At 64.0% G+C, this 16,423-nt stretch carries 12 protein-coding genes and 2 tRNA genes; 4 read left to right on the forward strand and 10 right to left on the reverse strand.

Translation table 11 applies throughout. The features are described from left to right. Positions 1 to 197 precede the first annotated feature (197 nt). The 4 genes from B5F74_RS05715 to B5F74_RS05730 all read left to right on the forward strand — a co-directional run bounded on the left by B5F74_RS05715 (position 198) and on the right by B5F74_RS05730 (position 3,689). Positions 198 to 288, forward strand: a tRNA-Ser gene (locus B5F74_RS05715). Positions 289 to 337: 49 nt separating this feature from the next. Beyond that, positions 338 to 429: transfer RNA gene (locus tag B5F74_RS05720), tRNA-Ser, on the forward strand. A 209-nt stretch (positions 430 to 638) separates the two neighbouring features. Continuing rightward, complete coding sequence (locus B5F74_RS05725; RefSeq protein ID WP_087200794.1) at positions 639 to 1,190, forward strand: LemA family protein; 552 nt, start codon at positions 639 to 641, stop codon at positions 1,188 to 1,190. Between the two features lie 303 nt (positions 1,191 to 1,493). Continuing rightward, on the forward strand, positions 1,494 to 3,689 hold the full coding sequence (locus B5F74_RS05730) for an acyltransferase family protein (RefSeq protein ID WP_204212463.1): 2,196 nt from the start codon (positions 1,494 to 1,496) through the stop codon (positions 3,687 to 3,689). 77 nt (positions 3,690 to 3,766) lie between these two features. On the opposite strand, the gene B5F74_RS05735 is transcribed toward B5F74_RS05730, so the two are convergent. The 10 genes from B5F74_RS05735 to B5F74_RS05780 all read right to left on the reverse strand — a co-directional run bounded on the left by B5F74_RS05735 (position 3,767) and on the right by B5F74_RS05780 (position 16,373). Further along, positions 3,767 to 5,008, reverse strand: coding sequence for a divalent metal cation transporter (locus B5F74_RS05735; protein ID WP_087200796.1), 1,242 nt, complete (start codon positions 5,006 to 5,008; stop codon positions 3,767 to 3,769). 10 nt (positions 5,009 to 5,018) lie between these two features. Next, positions 5,019 to 6,932 (reverse strand): CBS domain-containing protein, encoded by a 1,914-nt coding sequence (locus tag B5F74_RS05740; RefSeq protein WP_087200799.1) that lies wholly within the window; start codon positions 6,930 to 6,932, stop codon positions 5,019 to 5,021. A 284-nt stretch (positions 6,933 to 7,216) separates the two neighbouring features. Further along, positions 7,217 to 8,446 carry a polysaccharide deacetylase family protein gene (locus B5F74_RS05745; RefSeq protein ID WP_158095709.1) on the reverse strand — a complete coding sequence of 410 codons (1,230 nt, stop codon included), beginning with the start codon at positions 8,444 to 8,446 and terminating at the stop codon, positions 7,217 to 7,219. Positions 8,447 to 9,032: 586 nt separating this feature from the next. Next, positions 9,033 to 10,433, reverse strand: coding sequence for a polysaccharide deacetylase family protein (locus tag B5F74_RS05750; protein ID WP_087200803.1), 1,401 nt, complete (start codon positions 10,431 to 10,433; stop codon positions 9,033 to 9,035). Positions 10,434 to 10,593: 160 nt separating this feature from the next. Next, the gene (locus B5F74_RS05755) at positions 10,594 to 11,349 is read right to left on the reverse strand and encodes a hypothetical protein (RefSeq protein ID WP_087200805.1); all 756 of its coding nucleotides are present in this window, start codon (positions 11,347 to 11,349) and stop codon (positions 10,594 to 10,596) included. Further along, complete coding sequence (locus B5F74_RS05760) at positions 11,350 to 11,742, reverse strand: YtxH domain-containing protein (protein WP_066831321.1); 393 nt, start codon at positions 11,740 to 11,742, stop codon at positions 11,350 to 11,352. Positions 11,743 to 11,882: 140 nt separating this feature from the next. Beyond that, positions 11,883 to 12,629, reverse strand: a complete 747-nt coding sequence (locus B5F74_RS05765; RefSeq protein WP_239283371.1) for a hypothetical protein — start codon at positions 12,627 to 12,629, stop codon at positions 11,883 to 11,885. A gap of 52 nt (positions 12,630 to 12,681) precedes the next feature. Then, complete coding sequence (locus B5F74_RS05770; RefSeq protein WP_087200807.1) at positions 12,682 to 14,022, reverse strand: hemolysin family protein; 1,341 nt, start codon at positions 14,020 to 14,022, stop codon at positions 12,682 to 12,684. A gap of 91 nt (positions 14,023 to 14,113) precedes the next feature. Beyond that, positions 14,114 to 14,965, reverse strand: a complete 852-nt coding sequence (locus B5F74_RS05775; protein ID WP_239283373.1) for a hemolysin III family protein — start codon at positions 14,963 to 14,965, stop codon at positions 14,114 to 14,116. A 211-nt stretch (positions 14,966 to 15,176) separates the two neighbouring features. Next, positions 15,177 to 16,373 carry a DUF362 domain-containing protein gene (locus B5F74_RS05780; protein ID WP_066831315.1) on the reverse strand — a complete coding sequence of 399 codons (1,197 nt, stop codon included), beginning with the start codon at positions 16,371 to 16,373 and terminating at the stop codon, positions 15,177 to 15,179. Positions 16,374 to 16,423 lie beyond the last annotated feature (50 nt).

Raw genomic sequence — 16,423 nt, forward strand, 5'->3', positions numbered from 1 at the left:
CCTTTCTCACATCCTCAGTGTATCCGCGACAGAATGCCCTTATGACGGCATTTGCCCAGATTAAGCGGGTCTTAAGGCGTCGGGGGAGACAGAGACTCCTGCCTGCCGGCTCCTTAACTCCCCCACATTTTTTCGCCATCTTGCAAATGACACTTGCGCGCGGCGCTGGATACGGTAAAATTGCCGTTGCATTTCACGGAGAGTTGTCCGAGTGGCCGAAGGAGCACGATTGGAAATCGTGTAGGCGCCAAAAGCGTCTCCAGGGTTCAAATCCCTGACTCTCCGCCAGCATCTTCTCATGGCGCGCCCCTTGTGACGCGCCATGTTTCACTCCAACGGAGGAGTGGCAGAGTGGTTGAATGCGGCGGTCTCGAAAACCGTTTACCCGGTAACCCGGGTACGAGGGTTCGAATCCCTCCTCCTCCGCCATCATGGAACGCAAAGCGCCCGCCAGCTCGGGCGCTTTTTTGTATGTCGCCCCACCTGCGAAGACAGAGCGAGCGCAAAGCCCTCCGGCCAGAACGCGGGAGCGAAGCTGGAGCTCTTGTTCCAAATCTATGACGGCAAACGATGCGAGCGCTATCCGGTATACTTTGTCTCACATCCCACGGGGCGCAAAGCCCGGAACGGAGCTGAGCATGATTCCGACCATCATCGCGATCGTTGTCGTCATCGTCATCGTCTGCGTAATCGCGGGCATCTACAACAACATGGTCACGCTGCGCAATCGCATCGACAACGCGTGGCAGAACATCGATACCCAGCTTCAGCGTCGAAACGACCTGATCCCCAACCTCGTCGAGACCGTCAAGGGCTACGCGTCGCACGAGCGCGAGGCGCTTGCCGCCGTCACCAACGCGCGCAACGCGGCCGTCACGGCGACGACGCCCGACGAGAAGATGGCCGCCGACGGCGTGCTCACCAGCGCCCTGCGCCAGCTGTTCGCGGTGGCCGAGGCCTATCCTGATCTCAAGGCCAACGCCAATTTTATGCAGCTCCAGACCTCGCTCGAGGACACTGAGAACAAGGTCTCCTACGCCCGTCAGAGCTACAACGACTGCGTGCTCAACTACAACAACGCCATCCAGACGTTCCCCGGCGTCATCTTTGCCGGCATCTTCCAGTTCAAGGAGCGTCAGGGCTTCGAGGCGGAAGAGGCGGCGCGCTCCGTCCCGAACGTGAAGTTCTAAGCAGCGCCGATCACGTGGCCGATGTGCGCCCGGGGGCTTTACCTCGGGCGCTTTTTTGCGCGCCGCCCCGCACTCCCCGCTCACGGGAATCCCCTTCATTCATGAAAAAGTACGGGTGTCAAACAAACAAATCCTGGGCAAACGCCGAAAAGGGTCCCGTTCATTCATGAATGAACGAAGGCCCGCATCTGCCACAAGGGACCGGCTGCCCATCGGGCACAGGCGCATATGCCCTTTTGCCGCGCACAGCGGTACAATCAGGCGGACTGCGAACCCGATGCACGAACGGATCGACCCGAAGACATGACTTCCCCTCAGCCCAAGCAGGAGACCACCGGCACCAAGCCCGCATCCGCGCACGCCCCGCGCGCAGATGCAGCCCGCCAGCAGGACATGCGCCCCGCTCGCCCGCGCTCACGCTATATCCCGGCGCTCGACGGCATCCGCACGCTTGCCGTCGCGGCGGTCGTCCTCTACCACCTGGGCTTCTCATGGATCCAAGGCGGCCTCCAGGGCGTCACGATGTTCTTCGTGCTGTCCGGATACCTCATTACCCACCTGCTGATCGTGGAATACCGCGGCACCGGACGCATCGACCTCAAGGACTTCTGGATTCGCCGCATCCGTCGCCTGCTGCCCGCCGTGCTGACGGTCATCGTGGCGACCATCATCTTGTGCGCGCTGTTCAACCATGTGATGCTCACCAAGATGAGGCCGGACATCGTCCCCTCCATCCTGTTCTTCAACAACTGGTGGCAGATCCTGCGAAACGTGTCGTACTTCGATGCGCTGGGCGACCCCTCGCCGCTCACCCACTTCTGGTCGCTGGCCATCGAGGAGCAGTTCTATCTGATCTGGCCCCTGCTGCTGATGGGCGTCTGGAAGCTCGGCGGCAAGAACAAGCTCGTGCGCCGGGGCACGCTCGTGCTGGCCATCGTGTCGGCGGTCGCCATGACGGCGCTGTACGATCCGTCGGTCGACCCGAGCCGCGTGTACTACGGCACCGATACGCGCGTGTTCTCGCTGCTTCTGGGCGCCTGGCTCGCGTTTATCCCGACCTCCTCGATGCGTCTCGGCTGGCTCGCCCCGCATCTGCGCAAACTCGCCAGGAGGCTTGGGAAGGCCGCAGGCGAGCACAAGCCGGCGGATTCTCACCGCGCGGGCGCCCCGCATCCTACCTACCGCATGGTCGCCCAGAAGTCCGCCGATGCGATCCGCGGCGAGCAGAGGGGGGCGAACAGCCCGTGGCCCATCGACGTCATCGGCCTTTTGAGCCTTGTGGCGCTGATCGCCATCATGGCCCTCACCAACGGTTACACCGCCTTCCAGTACCAAGGCGGCACCCTGCTGTGCTCGCTGCTCACGGTTGCGCTGGTGGCCGCCTGCGTGCAGCCCGACACGCTGCTGTCACGCGCGTTCTCGCTGCCGCCGCTCGTGTGGCTCGGCAAGCGCTCGTACGGCATCTACCTGTGGCATTACCCGCTGCTTTTGCTCATGAACCCCGTGAGCGACATCAGCGAGAAGCCCTGGTGGGTCTATATCATCCAGATCGCCCTGGTCATCCTAGCGGCGGAGCTCTCGTACCGCTTCATCGAGACGCCGTTCAGGCACGGGCTGTTCGGCAAGATCGTCAAGCAGCTCAAAGGGTCGCACGAGACGCCCGGTCGCCTGGCGCGCAAGCACCCGCTTCCCGTTGCGGCGACCACGCTCGTGCTGGTCGCCGCCGTAGCGGGGCTCGTCCTGGTGCCCGACACCTCCGCCCTGTCGGCAGAGGGCGCCGCCCTGCTCGAGCAGGGCACCGATGACGGGCAGGACGCTACGGGCGCCGAAGGGCAGGCGGATGGCACCCCTGCCGATCAGGAGGATGGCGAGACGACCGCCGCCGAACCCCAAGGGGCCTATGACATCGTGATGATCGGCGATTCGGTCTCGGTGCGCGTCATCCCGGCGTTTGAGGAGAAATTCCCCCACGGATACATCGACGCGGCGAAGAACCGCCAGTTCGGCACGGGCATCGAGATCTATCAGAGCCTCGTCGACCAGAATCTCGCCGGAGGCATCCTCGTGTTCGCCCTGGGCACGAACGGACCGATGAGCGACGAGCAGATCGACACGCTCATGGGGATCGCCGGGGCGGACCGCACCGTGGTGTTCGTCAACACGCGCAGCCCGCAGCCATGGACCGGCCCCACGAACGAGACGCTTGCGCGAGCGGCCGAGCGCTATTCCAACGTGCGCATTGTTGACTGGTACGGCTACAGCGAGGGCCGCAACGACGTCTTCGACGGCGACGGCACGCATCTGAACGAGTCGGGCGCGGTCGAATACGTGGATCTCATCTACTCTGCGGTCGAAGACATCCTGCCCGTGCACCTCGATGACCCCGAGCTGCAGCAAGAGCTGCAGAGCCGGATGCAATCGGTGACCGACGGCATCAGGACCTCGCTGACCGATAGCATGACCTCGGTGCTGCTCGAGCCCTATAACGCGCAGGAGTAGCCGGGGCGCGTCATCGGCATCGGCATGCCCCGGCTTCGCCTCTGTGCCGCCTCGCGAGCGCGCGCCTTTCGGTCCGATCAGTACCCGAGGGCCTGGAGCACGAACATGATGATGGTCAGCACGGTGATGATGACGATGGTCGCCCAGGTCAGCACGTTCCACACGCGCCCGTTGCGATACTCGCCCATGATGTGGCGGTCCTGGGCGATGAACAGCAGGAAGACCAGCAGCACCGGCAGCAGCACGCCGTTGATGACCTGCGCGCTCATCATGATCTGGAACAGATTGACGCCGGGCATGATCACCAGCAGGGCCGAAGCGACGATGACCGCGGTGATGATACCGCGGTAGATCGGCGCCTCCTCCCAGCTGCGGTCCGCTCCGCGCTCCCAGCCGAACGCCTCGCAGATCGCGCTCGAGGTGACGCCGGGCAGCACGCAGGCGGCCAGAAAGCTCGCCGCCACCAGGTCGGATGCGAACAGGATGGTGGAGAACTCGCCCGCGATGGGCTCGAGGGCGAGCGCCGCGTCGGCGGCATCCGACACCTGGACGCCCGCCGGGTAGAGAACCGCACCGGTCGTGACCACGATGAACCACGCGACGGCGCAGGCGATGATCGAGCCCGACGTCGTGTCGATGCGCTGCAGGATGATGCCGCTCTCGTCGACGTTCTTGTCGACCACGTTGTTTTGCGCCAAGAAGATCATCCACGGTGCGATGGTGGTGCCGATCGTCGCCACGAGCAGCGAGACGTACTCGGGTTCGGGCACGATATGAGGCGACACCGTCGCCGCCGTGACCTGCCCCCAATCGGGACCCGCCAAAAACGCCGCCACGATATAGGTCACGAACACGCAGCTCACCATGAGCAGGATCTTCTCGATGCGCTGGAAGCTTCCCGACATGGTGAGCGACCAGATGGCCAGACCGACCAGGGGAACCGATACCGTGGCGGGCACGCCGAACAGCGCGAGGCCGCTTGCGATGCCGGCAAACTCCGAGATGGTCACGGCGGTGTTCGCGACCAGCAGCGCACCCATCGCCAGCGCGCTCTTCCGCACGCCGTACTTCTCGCGGATGAGCGACGCGAAGCCCTTGCCGGTCACGCAGCCGCACCGCGCCGCGGTCTCCTGTACCACGATGAGGAGCACCGCCATGAGCGGCAGCATCCACAGCGTGCCGTAGCCGTAGCTTGCTCCCGCGCTCGAATACGTGGCGATGCCGCCCGCGTCGTTGCCCGATAGAGCAGCCAAAAGACCGGGACCCATGGCGCCGAGCACCATCCCGATCGTCAACTTCTGATGCGTCCGTCTTGCCATGTCAGCACCCCTACGCGGCGATCACGGAGACCGCGAGGGTCGAGACGACCGAATAGAGCGCGCACGCGATCAGCACGGCCGACACGCTGAGCGCGATGCCCGACGTGTTGAGGTCGTGCTCGTCGCGCCAGAACAGCACCTTGAGGTAGATGACCGAAAGCGCGCAGCTCACAAACGTCACGCCCGCCGCGCAGGCAAAGCAGGCGGACAGCATGCGCGCCGCCCCGATGAGCGCGTTGACGGCGCCGTCGGGATCCGCCGCGGCAGGCATCCACCCGCCAGCCGAGGCGCTGGCCAGCACGTCGTCGGAATAGGCGGCGCCCAGCACCAGCTGGCCGCATAGGTAGATCACGAGCGCCAGCACCGCGCCGACAAGCACGGTCTGCAGGAAAAAGGCCAGGTAGGGCTTGTCCTCATCGTCAGCCTCATCGTACTCCAGATAGTAGTTGCGCACGTATGAGACGACACGGCTCGCCGCGAGCAGGGAGACGGGCATGACACACATGGGGTAGATGAAGTAGCTTCCAAGACCGCCCATCATCTGCAGGACCGCCGCGATGATGCCCGATGCGATGGCCCAGACGAGCAGCCAGTACTGGCGGCGCGCGAACCACGAGAACACGTGCATGGACTCGCCCGATCCGCCCTCGGCGCCCGCCATGCCGGCGATCTGCAGGTCCTCCTGGTGCTCCTCGTTCATGACCTCCATGGCGTCGTCGACCGTGACGATGCCCAGGATATGGCGATTCTCGTCGCACACGGGCATGGCCGCGAGGTTGTACTTGGACATCTCCTCGGCGACGTCTTCCTGGTCCTCGTCGGGCGAGACCCAGACCACGTCGCGATACGCAAGGCTGTTCAGGCGCGCATCGTGATCGGCAACGATCAGGGTGCGCAGCGAGAGCACGCCGGTGAGTGCGCCCGCGGGGTCGGTGGTGTAGACGTAATACACGCTCTCGAAGTCCTCGTCGAGCTTGCGCAGGCCGTCGATGGCATCGGCAACGGTCGATGTTGCCGGCAGGGCCACGAACTCGGACGTCATGATACGACCGGCGGTGTTCTCCTCGTAGCCCAGCAGGTTGCGGATGGCACGCTCCTCCTTGACGCCCATGAGGCGCAGAAGCTTCTCGGCCTTCTCGTAGTCGAGCTCGTCGATGAGGGCGGCGGCGTCGTCGGGGTCCATCAAGGCCAGCATCGAGGACGCATCGCGATCGGACAGGCCCTCGAGCATCTCGGCCACGAGCTCGTCGTCATCGAGCTCGGAGATGGCCTCGGCGGCCTGCGCCGTGTCGAGCTGGGCGAAAACCTGGCCGCGTAGGCGCGGGTCGAGCTGCTCGATGATGTCGGCGATGTCCGCCGGGTGCAGCTCGCCGAGGGTCTTGTGGGAAACGGACAGCTTGATGGTCTGCGTGGAGCGCTCGAGCAGGTCCATGTACGACCACGCGATGATGTCCTCTTGGAGCGGCTTGCCCACCGCGCGCGAGGCGGCGACCACGACGCGCTCGAGCACGGGATGCAGCGTGCGCAGAAGGCCGCGGACGCCCACCTCGGCGCCGAGCAGGCGCAGCTGGTTTTCGCCCGACGCGGACAGCTTGATGTCGTTCACGCGCACGACCTTCATGCCCTGCGTGTCGACGATCTGCTTGTTCATGATGTCGCGAGCGAGCAGCACCTCGTCGGGCTGCAGATAGGAGAAGCGAATGTCGGTGGCGGGCATTTTGAGATACACGCCATCGTCATCGAAGCGCTCGACATATTTGCGCCACGAGATCATGAACGGGGTCTTGCCGGGCCCCTGGAACGCGAGTGACGTCACATGAGGGAAAACCTCACCCGTGGCGATGCCCAAGTCATTGACGATGCCGATGCGCTCGCCCGCCGAATCGACGACAGGAAGCTTGAGCATCTCTGAAAGATAGTTCATGGTGCTCCTTCGAAGAAGAAAAGAAAGCTATGGCCGCGCAACCCCGGCGCGCGCCATGACGAAGGGCACCCGCAGGGGTCAGCTACTGTGTGGTCGAGGTTTGGATCTCACCTGTTACCTTTCTCGTGACCCCCATACAAGAACAAGACGGCCGCGCCCGATAGGCACAGCCGTCTGTACTATAGCATGCAATTTTAGGGACAGTCCCTAAAATTGCAGGGGGCGATTCCGCCATCACCCTCTGCGACGTATGTGAATTTTTAGGGACTGTCCCTAAAATTTCACTACAGGTTGGGGAGTGTAGCGTCTTCGGGCATCTTGACGGTCCCATCGATCACGTCCTGGGGAAAGCGCCCGTCGAGCTCCATGAGCTCCGACACCGTCACCAGCTCGTAGCCGTCGGCCTGCAGGGCCTCGATGATGCCCGGCAGCGCCTCGACGTCCTGGGCGCGGTTCCCGCCGCCGTCATGCATAAGCGCGATCGCGCCGTTGTAGGCACCCGCGAGCACCTTGTTCTTGATGGCCTCGGCGCCGGGCAGCTTCCAGTCGAGCGTGTCGATGTTCCACAGCACGTTGCAGCTGATCAGATCCCCCGCGCGCGCCCATTCGGTAAGCGTGAAGGCGCCGTACGGAGCTCGGATCATCTGAGGCCGGAAACCCGACGCCCCCTCGATGGCGTCCGCCGCGCTGCTGATCTCGGCGCGCAGCGAATCGCGATCGCAATCGGGCAGGTTGGCGTGCTGATTCGTGTGGCTCGCCATCTCATGGCCGCCCTCCACGACCGCCTTGCTGTCGCTGTCGACCTGCGTGCCGAGATTGAAGAACGTCGCCTTGACGCCATAGCGGTCGAGGATGGCCAAGATGTCTTTGGTGTACGCGCTCGGACCGTCATCAAACGTCAGCGCTATGTACTTCTTGTCGCCTTTGGGCTTGGGATTGTACATGGAGACCACCATGTCCACCGGAGCCTCGACGACCTCCTTGTCGGCGGTCTCGCCGGACTGCTTGCCCGTCCACACCTTCTTTTTGCCCGGCTTGCCCCACTGCGACACGAACTGGATCGCACCGGAGCCATCCGATGTGATGTTCGGGGCGATCTCGACGATCTCCTCGACATACTCCTCGGTCTTGTCGAGACCGTCGGACACGGTCAGCGTAAGGTCGTCGTCGAGCTCCATCTCGGGAAGCTCCGACGTCTCCACCGCCTCGCCTTCGCTGATGACCGAGCAGCGCTCTCCGCCCTGTTCATCGAGAACGTTGCCGTTGACCGACAGCAGGCGTCCGGCCTTGACGCCGAAGTAGTTGTTGTCGGCAAGGAACTGGTCGACCGGCGTGCCGATCTTGCCCGACACCTCCTGGCCGTTGACGGTAACGTCGATGGAACGCCAGAAGAACTGATAGCCGATACCGATGCCGACGGCGGCGATCAGCACGACCGCCACGGCCGCCGCGATGAGCGGCACGCGCTGCATACCGCGATGCTCGTGACGCACGTACGCCTCGCGATGCCGCACGGGCGCCACGCCCCGAGGCGCCCCGTGTCCCTGACGCGGCGCAGAAGATGTCCGAGGCGAACCCTGCGCTGCGTGCGGCGTATACGCCTGCTGGCGGGATCTCTGCGGGCGCACCGCCCTTGGATGGGCAGCCCCCGACGATTGGGGCCGAGAAACGGCCTTCCGCGGTCGCGGCGCAGGAGTCTGGTGGGATGCAGGGGCAAGCCGAGACGAAGCGGCACGGGTGTGGGCGGTCGGCTTGTGCGACGCCCCTGCCGTCGAGGCGTGTCCCGATGCCGGCCGATAGGTCGGATGCTGAGACGGGACCGATGTGCGCGCATGGGGACGCGACGCGGCGCCCTTCTGGACACCGCGATCAGGCTGCGATGCCGAACGGGCACCGGACGGGGACTGGGCCGTTTTCCCCTGTGGGCTCTTCTCATGCATGTCGCTCATCGGACCATCTTTTCGTATCGATCACGTCGCGCAGCGGTACGCAACGTCGAACAGGCTGTGTCCATCATGACCTTCGTCGCGGCCGCAACCCTGCATGCCTGCGACAACCGGATGATTTTCGACGATTCCTACATCATGATTGTATTTTTATCTATTCGGATTCCCCCTCACCCTCATCTATTTCAAGCGATAGATGAGGCAGGACGGCATCCGCGGGCATCGAGGTGCGGGACAGGTCGAGCGTGTTGGCCAGCTCCTCGTCGGTCTTGATGAGCTCCGAGAGGCTCACGATCTGATAGCCCTCGTCTTGAAGGCGCGAAAGCAGGGCCGGCAGCAGCTCCAGGGTCTGCTCGCCGCACGAGTCGTTGTCGGTCAGAAGGATGATGTCGCCGTTGCCGACCGAACCCATGACGGTCTCGATCACCGAATCGGCGCCGGGCAGCAGGTAGTCGCCCGAATCGATATTCCACGTCACGACCGCGCTCACCAGATCCATGGCCTCGGTCCAATTCTGCTCGGAGAACAGACCGTAGGGCGGTCGCAGCAGCGCGCAGGTCGTATCTGCGGCACGATCGATCGCGTCGAAACCCTGGGTGAGCTGCTGGCGCAGGTCGTCACCGGACAGCGTCGTGAGGTCGACATCGTTTTGACCGTTCGAGCCCAGCTCGTTGTCGCTGGCGGCGATGCTTGCCACCGCAGCCTGGTTGGCATCGACCCGATCGCCCTGCATGAAGAAGGTCGCCGTGGCGCCCGCGTCGGAGAGCACCCGGAGGATCTGCTCGGTATAGCTGCTGGGGCCCTCGTCGAAGGTCAAGGCCACGTACTTTCCGTCCGCCGGAGAGACGGACGTCGCGCGCACCACGCAGTTCTGGACCTCCTGCACCACACCGCGATCGGCGGTGATGCCGGAGACCGCGCCCGTCCACACCTCGGTCCTTCCAGGGATGCCCCAGGTCTCGACGTACTGGATGGGGCCGCTGCCCTTGAGCGTCAGCGTCGGCTGGATCGCGGTGGCCTGGACCTCGTGCTCCTCGTAGACATCGCGCCCGTCGCCGATGGTGAGCTCCTCGCCACCCGTGAGCTGGGTGGTATCGAGCTCGGCGTTGCCGATCTGCTCGCCGTTCAGCACGACGGAATAGGCCTCTCCCCCGCGCTTCTCGAGCACGCTGTCATCGACCGCCAGCAGATCGCCCGCACGATAGCTCAGCTCCTGGTCGTCGATGAGCTGCTGGATGGTCGAGTTGATGCGCACCGAGCTTTCTGAACCGTTCAAGGTGATGGGCACGCTGCGGTTGATGTACCACACGACGCTCGCCACGAACAGCAGGGCGGCGCAGGCGACCGCGATGATCGCATAGGGTCGGCGCGAATCGTTGCGGCGGGGCATCATGCGGCCGCGACCGTGGCGTCCGAACCCCTGCGTATGGTGGAGATATTGCGCCCCCGGCCGGCGCTTGCCCTTGCGGCGCGCAGAAGGCAGCTGGTTGCCGTTGCTGCGCCGATAGTGTGGCTTCTTCGAGATTTTGGAGTAGGAGGTGGTGTAGTTAGGCAATGGTTCTCCCCTTGGTGCGTTTGGGAAAACTGTACCATTGTTGGCCGTGCAATTTTGGGGAAACACCGATCAATCGCGTCCGCGGCACCCGGCACGGGGCGACTGGCGCGAAATGAATCGATCAGCGGTTCCCCGAGGACTCATCCCAAAATTGCACGCGCTACTTCTTTTTCTTCTTGGGCGCCCCCGCCGCCTTGCGATACTCCGCGGCAAACGACGAGAACATCCCCTTGGTCTTGCCGAGCTGCTTGCCCAGCGCGCGGCTTCCCTTGTCGAGCGCTTTCGAGCCGTGCTCGTCGATCTTGGCCGCGCCCTTTTTGACCTTGTCGCCGATCACGACGGTCGCCTCGGCCGCCTTGGCGGCAGCGCCGCCGGAAAGCTCCAGCTCGCACGCCTTGTCGGAAACGACCATGGCGCCTTTTTTATAGCCCTTGAGGTAGGAGGCGGGCATCTCGATATCGCCCACGAGCATACTCGAGGTGCTGCCGTTGGTGATCTTAAACGTGGAGACCTTGCCGGTCTTGGCGTCGAAGGCGCAGTCGGCGCAGTAGCCCATGGCCTTACCGGAAGCGGTCACGACATCCATGCCGGTCCAGATGAGGCACTCATCGAGGTTGATGCCCAAGCGCTTGGCCGCCGCATCATCGTAGTTCTCCTTGCCGTCGGCCACCGCGATCACGCCTTCATATACCTTGAGCGCGTCGAGTGCCACGAAGCGATCGGGCTGCTTGATCATCGCGGCGACATCGGGCAGCTTGACCATGAAGCCCACGACGCGCAGACCATCGGGCGAGAACACGGCAAAATGCACCCGCCCGAGTCGCTTGGGCTCGCGCGGGGTGCCATCCTTGTTGGTTCGCTTGGATTCGGCGGGCATGCGGTAGATGCGCGCGCCCTGGAGATCTGCGACGAGCATTTACGCCTCGGCAGCGGCCTCAGCGCCCGCAGCGGGGGCATCGGTCACGACGGACTCGACGACGACGTCGGCAGCGGGCGTCACGTTGCCCCCGGCGATGGCGTCGTTGAGCTGCTCGCGGAGCTGATCCATGCGCTCGCGGGCCAAATCGACCTTGGCGCGAAGCTCATCGGTCTTGGCGTCCACCATGGGGCCGAAATCGGTTGCGGCGGCACGGGCCGTATCGACGCCCTGCTCATACATGTCGCGTGCGCTGTCCCATGCGTCGTTGGCCATGTCGGCGGCCATGGCGCGCGTCTCGGCGCCCGAGCGAGGAGCCACCAGGATGCCGGCGACCACACCAGCGGCGGTACCCAAGACCGCGCCTGCGACAAAACTGAATCCCTTACCCATGTTGCTCCTCCCGTATAGAGTGAACGTTGTCGATGGAGTCTTCATTATACCTGCGTGTACCCACTCGGGGCATCGCATAGACCCAAACGGCGCCGGGTGGCCCGTATCGATGGGCCGCCCGGCGCCGTTTGCGGTCGGTTTTACTCGGAACGGCGGTTGGACGCCGCGCCGCCGAACATCGGGCGGAACACGTCGGCAACGCGCTTGGCAGGCGCATGACCTGCCATCTTGGCCCGCATGCGCAGGCCCTCGGTGTCGATGGCGCGACGCGGGGCATCCTGGCGGGGTACGGCGGCCTCCGGCTGAACCGGAGCCTGGGCCTCAGTCGCCGAGACGGGTTCGGGGCTACCCTCGGAATCAGTGCCCTCCGCTTCCGCGTCCTCGGCGGCGTCGGCGGCCTGCTCCCCCTCGCCGCGCAGATTGAGCACCAGGCTGCGCAGAGCGGCGACGGTGCCGGGAAAATCGGGCGCCGGCGCCGAGGCGTGCAGGAACGCCCAGTCCATCATGAAGGATGCAGAGGAAAGCGCGCCGACGGTCAACGCGTCATCGGGGCACGAAAGCTCGACGTCGAACAGGCGCTCGTCACCGGGGACCGCACGGGTGCGCCCGCACGACACGTTGCCGCCCAGGCCGGTCTCGTTCATGATCTCGACCGTCAGATGCTCAAGCAGGTGCGCGAGCTCGGTATCGCCCATGCACTCCTGGAATTCACGGCCGGTGTCGCCCAGGCACAGATGCTTGGCGATGGCCGGCGCCAGATAGTAGACGCGCGCCGTCGCCTCGATATCCTCCGAGGTCTTGAGAGGCATGCCGGGGTTGACCAGCACGCGGGCGCAGAGCTTGTCGACGCCCACCGTGATCTTCAGGATGTTGAACAGCTGTGCCATGAACGTTTCCGCCTTTTCGTCTTTCGCTACGCCCGCGGCAAGCCGCGAACCGTTACTTATCATTATGCCCGTCTTCGGCCTCGTCCGCAGGCTTGGGCTCTGCGTCGGGGTCGGGACCGGTCACGCGGATGAGCGAGATGCGCTGCCCGCGCATGGACTGCACCTTGAACTTGTACCCGTCCTGCTCGAAGACGGCGCCGATATCGGGCACCGAATCACACAGATCCAAGATCCAGCCGGCAAGGGTCTCGTAATCGTCGCTCTCCTCGATGGGCCAACCGAGCTCGGCAGCATCATCGCACGAAAAGCGTCCGTCGACCAGCCACTCGCGACGCGACAGGCGGGTGAGGTACTTGTTGTCGGGGTCGAACTCGTCCTCGATCTCACCCACGAATTCCTCGACGATGTCCTCGATCGTGATGACGCCGGCCGTTCCGCCGTACTCGTCCACCACCACAACCATCTGTTCATGCGCCGTCTGCATCTCGGACAGCAGCGGCAGGATGTCCTTGGTGTCCGGAACGAAGGTGGCGTCGCGCACGTAGTCGCTCACCGGGGAGTCCGACAGGCCCTCGAGGGCGGGGCGGATCAGATCCTTGATGTGGGCGATGCCCACGATGCAGTCCTGGTCCTCGCGATAAATGGGGATGCGGGAGAAACCGGTCTCGCGCATGACGGTGAGGACGGACATGATGTTGTCGTCCTCTTCGCACATGGTGACGTCGACGCGCGGCACCATGACCTCGCGCGCCACGGCATCGCCCAGGTCGAAGACCTCGTGGATGATGCGTTTCTCCTCATCGAGCAGCGTGTCCTGCTCGCTGATCATGTACTTGATCTCCTCCTCGGAGACGTTCTGGCGATCGTCGGCACTCTTGATGCCCAGCAGCTTGGACAGGCCGTTGGCGGAGGCCTGGGTCAGCCACACGAGCGGCTTGGCCAGGTTCCGGAAGGTGGAGATGGGGCCGGCGACGGACTTCGCCATGCCCTCGGCGTCCGCGAGGCCGATGCGCTTGGGGACGAGCTCGCCGATCACGATGGACAGATACGACACGACCAGCGTGATGATGATGGGCGAGATGACCGGGGCGATTGTCGTGAGCGGGCTCAGGCCGAACGACTCGAGCCAGGTCGCCAGCGGATCGGACAGCGTGTTGGACGACACGGTCGCGGAGAAGAAACCGACGAGCGTGATGGCGACCTGGATGGTCGCGAGAAAGTCGGTGGAATCCGTCGAGAGCTCGAGCGCCTTGGCGGCGCGCCTGTCGCCCTCCTCGGCGTCGTGCTCGAGGCTGGCGCGCTTTGCCGTGGTGAGCGCCATCTCCGACATGGAGAAATAGCCGTTCAGAAGCGTCAGAAGAAGCGTTGCGATGATGGAAATTGCTATGCCCATAGCGTAATGATCGAACCTCCGAGGTCGAGTGGAAACGTGGCGATCCGCCTGCGCGGATGACGGTACGGGTGGCGCGAGGGCGCCCGAACTATCAGATCACGAAAAGGATCACCACCATAAAGATGAAGATGCTGCCGGCAAGCACCCACAGGTGCCAGACGCTGTGCATGTAGCGGATGCTCTTCATGAGGTAGAAGATGGTGCCGATGGTGTAGCACAGGCCGCCGACGACAAGGAGCGCGAGCGCGAGCGGATCGAGCGCCGCTACGAGCTGGGGCAGACGGAACACCACGAGCCAGCCCATGACGAGGTAGATGATGATCGTCACCCAGCGCGGCTGGCGTTGACGTCCGACGATCTCGAAGGAGATGCCCGCGAAGGCGAGCGCCCAGATGACCACGAACATGACGATGCCGCCGTACGGCTCGAGCGTGATGAGGAGAAACGGGGTATAGGAGCCCGCGATAAGCAGGTAGATGCAGCTGTGGTCGATGGTGCGGAAGATGCGCTTCGCCGCGGGCACCTGGATGGCGTGGTACAGCGTCGACGCAAGGTACTCGAGGATGATCGAGACGCCGAACACGATGGCCGAGGCCATATGCGCAGGCGCCGCGCCGCCGAGAGCGGCCTTCACGATGAGGAGCACGAGGCCGGCGATGCCGAGCAGGACGCCGATGCCGTGCGTGATGGAGTTCGCGATTTCTTCGCCGACCGTGTAGTGCGGCGGTTCTTTGGGATTGCGCCCACGGTCCTGCTTGCAAGGGTATTTGGGGCAGGAGCGTCGCCGTTTGGGGCAGGTGGCGCATACATCCTCGACGGCGTCGTCGCGCACGTCGGTTACCACCTGAACAGGTGAGGGATCATCGGATTCGGGCACCGGCGCGGACGAGCCGCCCGGCACCGTGGTACTTCGCGATGTGGAACTGTCGCCTGATGCGGACATGTTGCTGAGCAATCCTCCAAATATAGACCGCTCAAAACTATAGCAAACGAGCAGGGTGTCGTACAAGTAGCAACGTTTTGGGTCGTTTGGGGACGGGTTCATCTTCGTCGACGACATGTCGTCGACGAAGATGAACCCGTCCCCAAACGACCCAAAACGCCGCCCGCCCCAGGACAATCCTGGGGCGGGCGGCCCAATCGACTGCTTGTCGCTACTTCATCGTGATGAGCTCATAGCGGCTCGTACCCAGACCGATCTTCTCGGCGTGCTCGATGCAGGAGCGCCAGTTGGTGTCGGGATGGGTCATGTTGAAGTGGTCGTGCTCGCAGCGCTCGGGAATGCCGCCCTCGGCCTCGAGCTTGTCGCGCATGTCGGTGAGCTCGGTGTTCGGCAGCGCCGGCGCGGCCAGCGCCATGTCGATGCAGGCCTGGTCGATGGCAACCGGGTCGAAGCTCGCGAACATGCCCAGATCGGGCACGATGGGCGTGTCGTTCTCGGCATGGCAGTCGCAGTTGGGGCTGATGTCGATGGCGAGCGAGATATGGAAGTTGGGGCGATCCTGCACGACGGCCTGCGTGTACTCGGCGATCTTGCAGTTCAGCACATCCACGGCCTGGTCGTAATCCGGCTCGATGGCATCCTGGTTGCAGGCGCCGATGCAGCGGCCGCAGCCCACGCAGCGGTCGTGATCGATGTGCGCCACCGGAACCGTCACGACCTTGCCGCTCTTGAGCTCGCGCTCGCGCGTCTCCTCGAACGTGATGGCGCCGTGGGCGCAGATGCGCTCGCAAGCACGGCACCCGATGCAACCTTCCGTATGGACGCTGGGCTTGCCCGACGCGTGCTGCTCCATCTTGCCGGCGCGGCTGCCGCCGCCCATACCCAGGTTCTTCATGGCGCCACCGAAGCCGGCCTGCTCATGGCCCTTGAAATGCGTGAGGCTGATCACGATGTCGGCGTCCATCAGCGCGCGGCCGATCTTGGCCTCCTTGACGTACTCGCCGTTCTTCACCGGCACGAGCGCCTCATCGGTGCCTTTGAGACCGTCGGCGATGATCACATGGCAACCGGTGGCATACGGGGTGAATCCGTTCTGGTAGGCGCAATCGATGTGCTCGAGCGCGTTTTTACGGCTGCCCACGTACAGCGTGTTGCAGTCGGTCAGGAAGGGCTTGCCGCCGAGCTCCTTGACCACGTCGGCGACGGCGCGGGCGTAGTTGGGACGCAAAAAGCTCAGGTTGCCCAGCTCGCCGAAATGAATCTTGATGGCGACGAACTTGTTCTCGAAGTCGATCTGATCGATGCCGGCGCGGCGAATCAGGCGCTTGAGCTTATCGACCTGGCTCTCGCGGCCATGGCTGCGAAGATCGCAGAAATATACCTTGGACGGTTCGGTGATGGTATCCATAAGATCCCCTCTGTGTCGTATGGATTACTGGCGCGAGCGCATTGTACCAA

Origin of the sequence: Collinsella sp. An271 (genome assembly GCF_002159695.1) — a bacterium.
GTDB classification, from domain to species: domain Bacteria; phylum Actinomycetota; class Coriobacteriia; order Coriobacteriales; family Coriobacteriaceae; genus Collinsella; species Collinsella ihumii.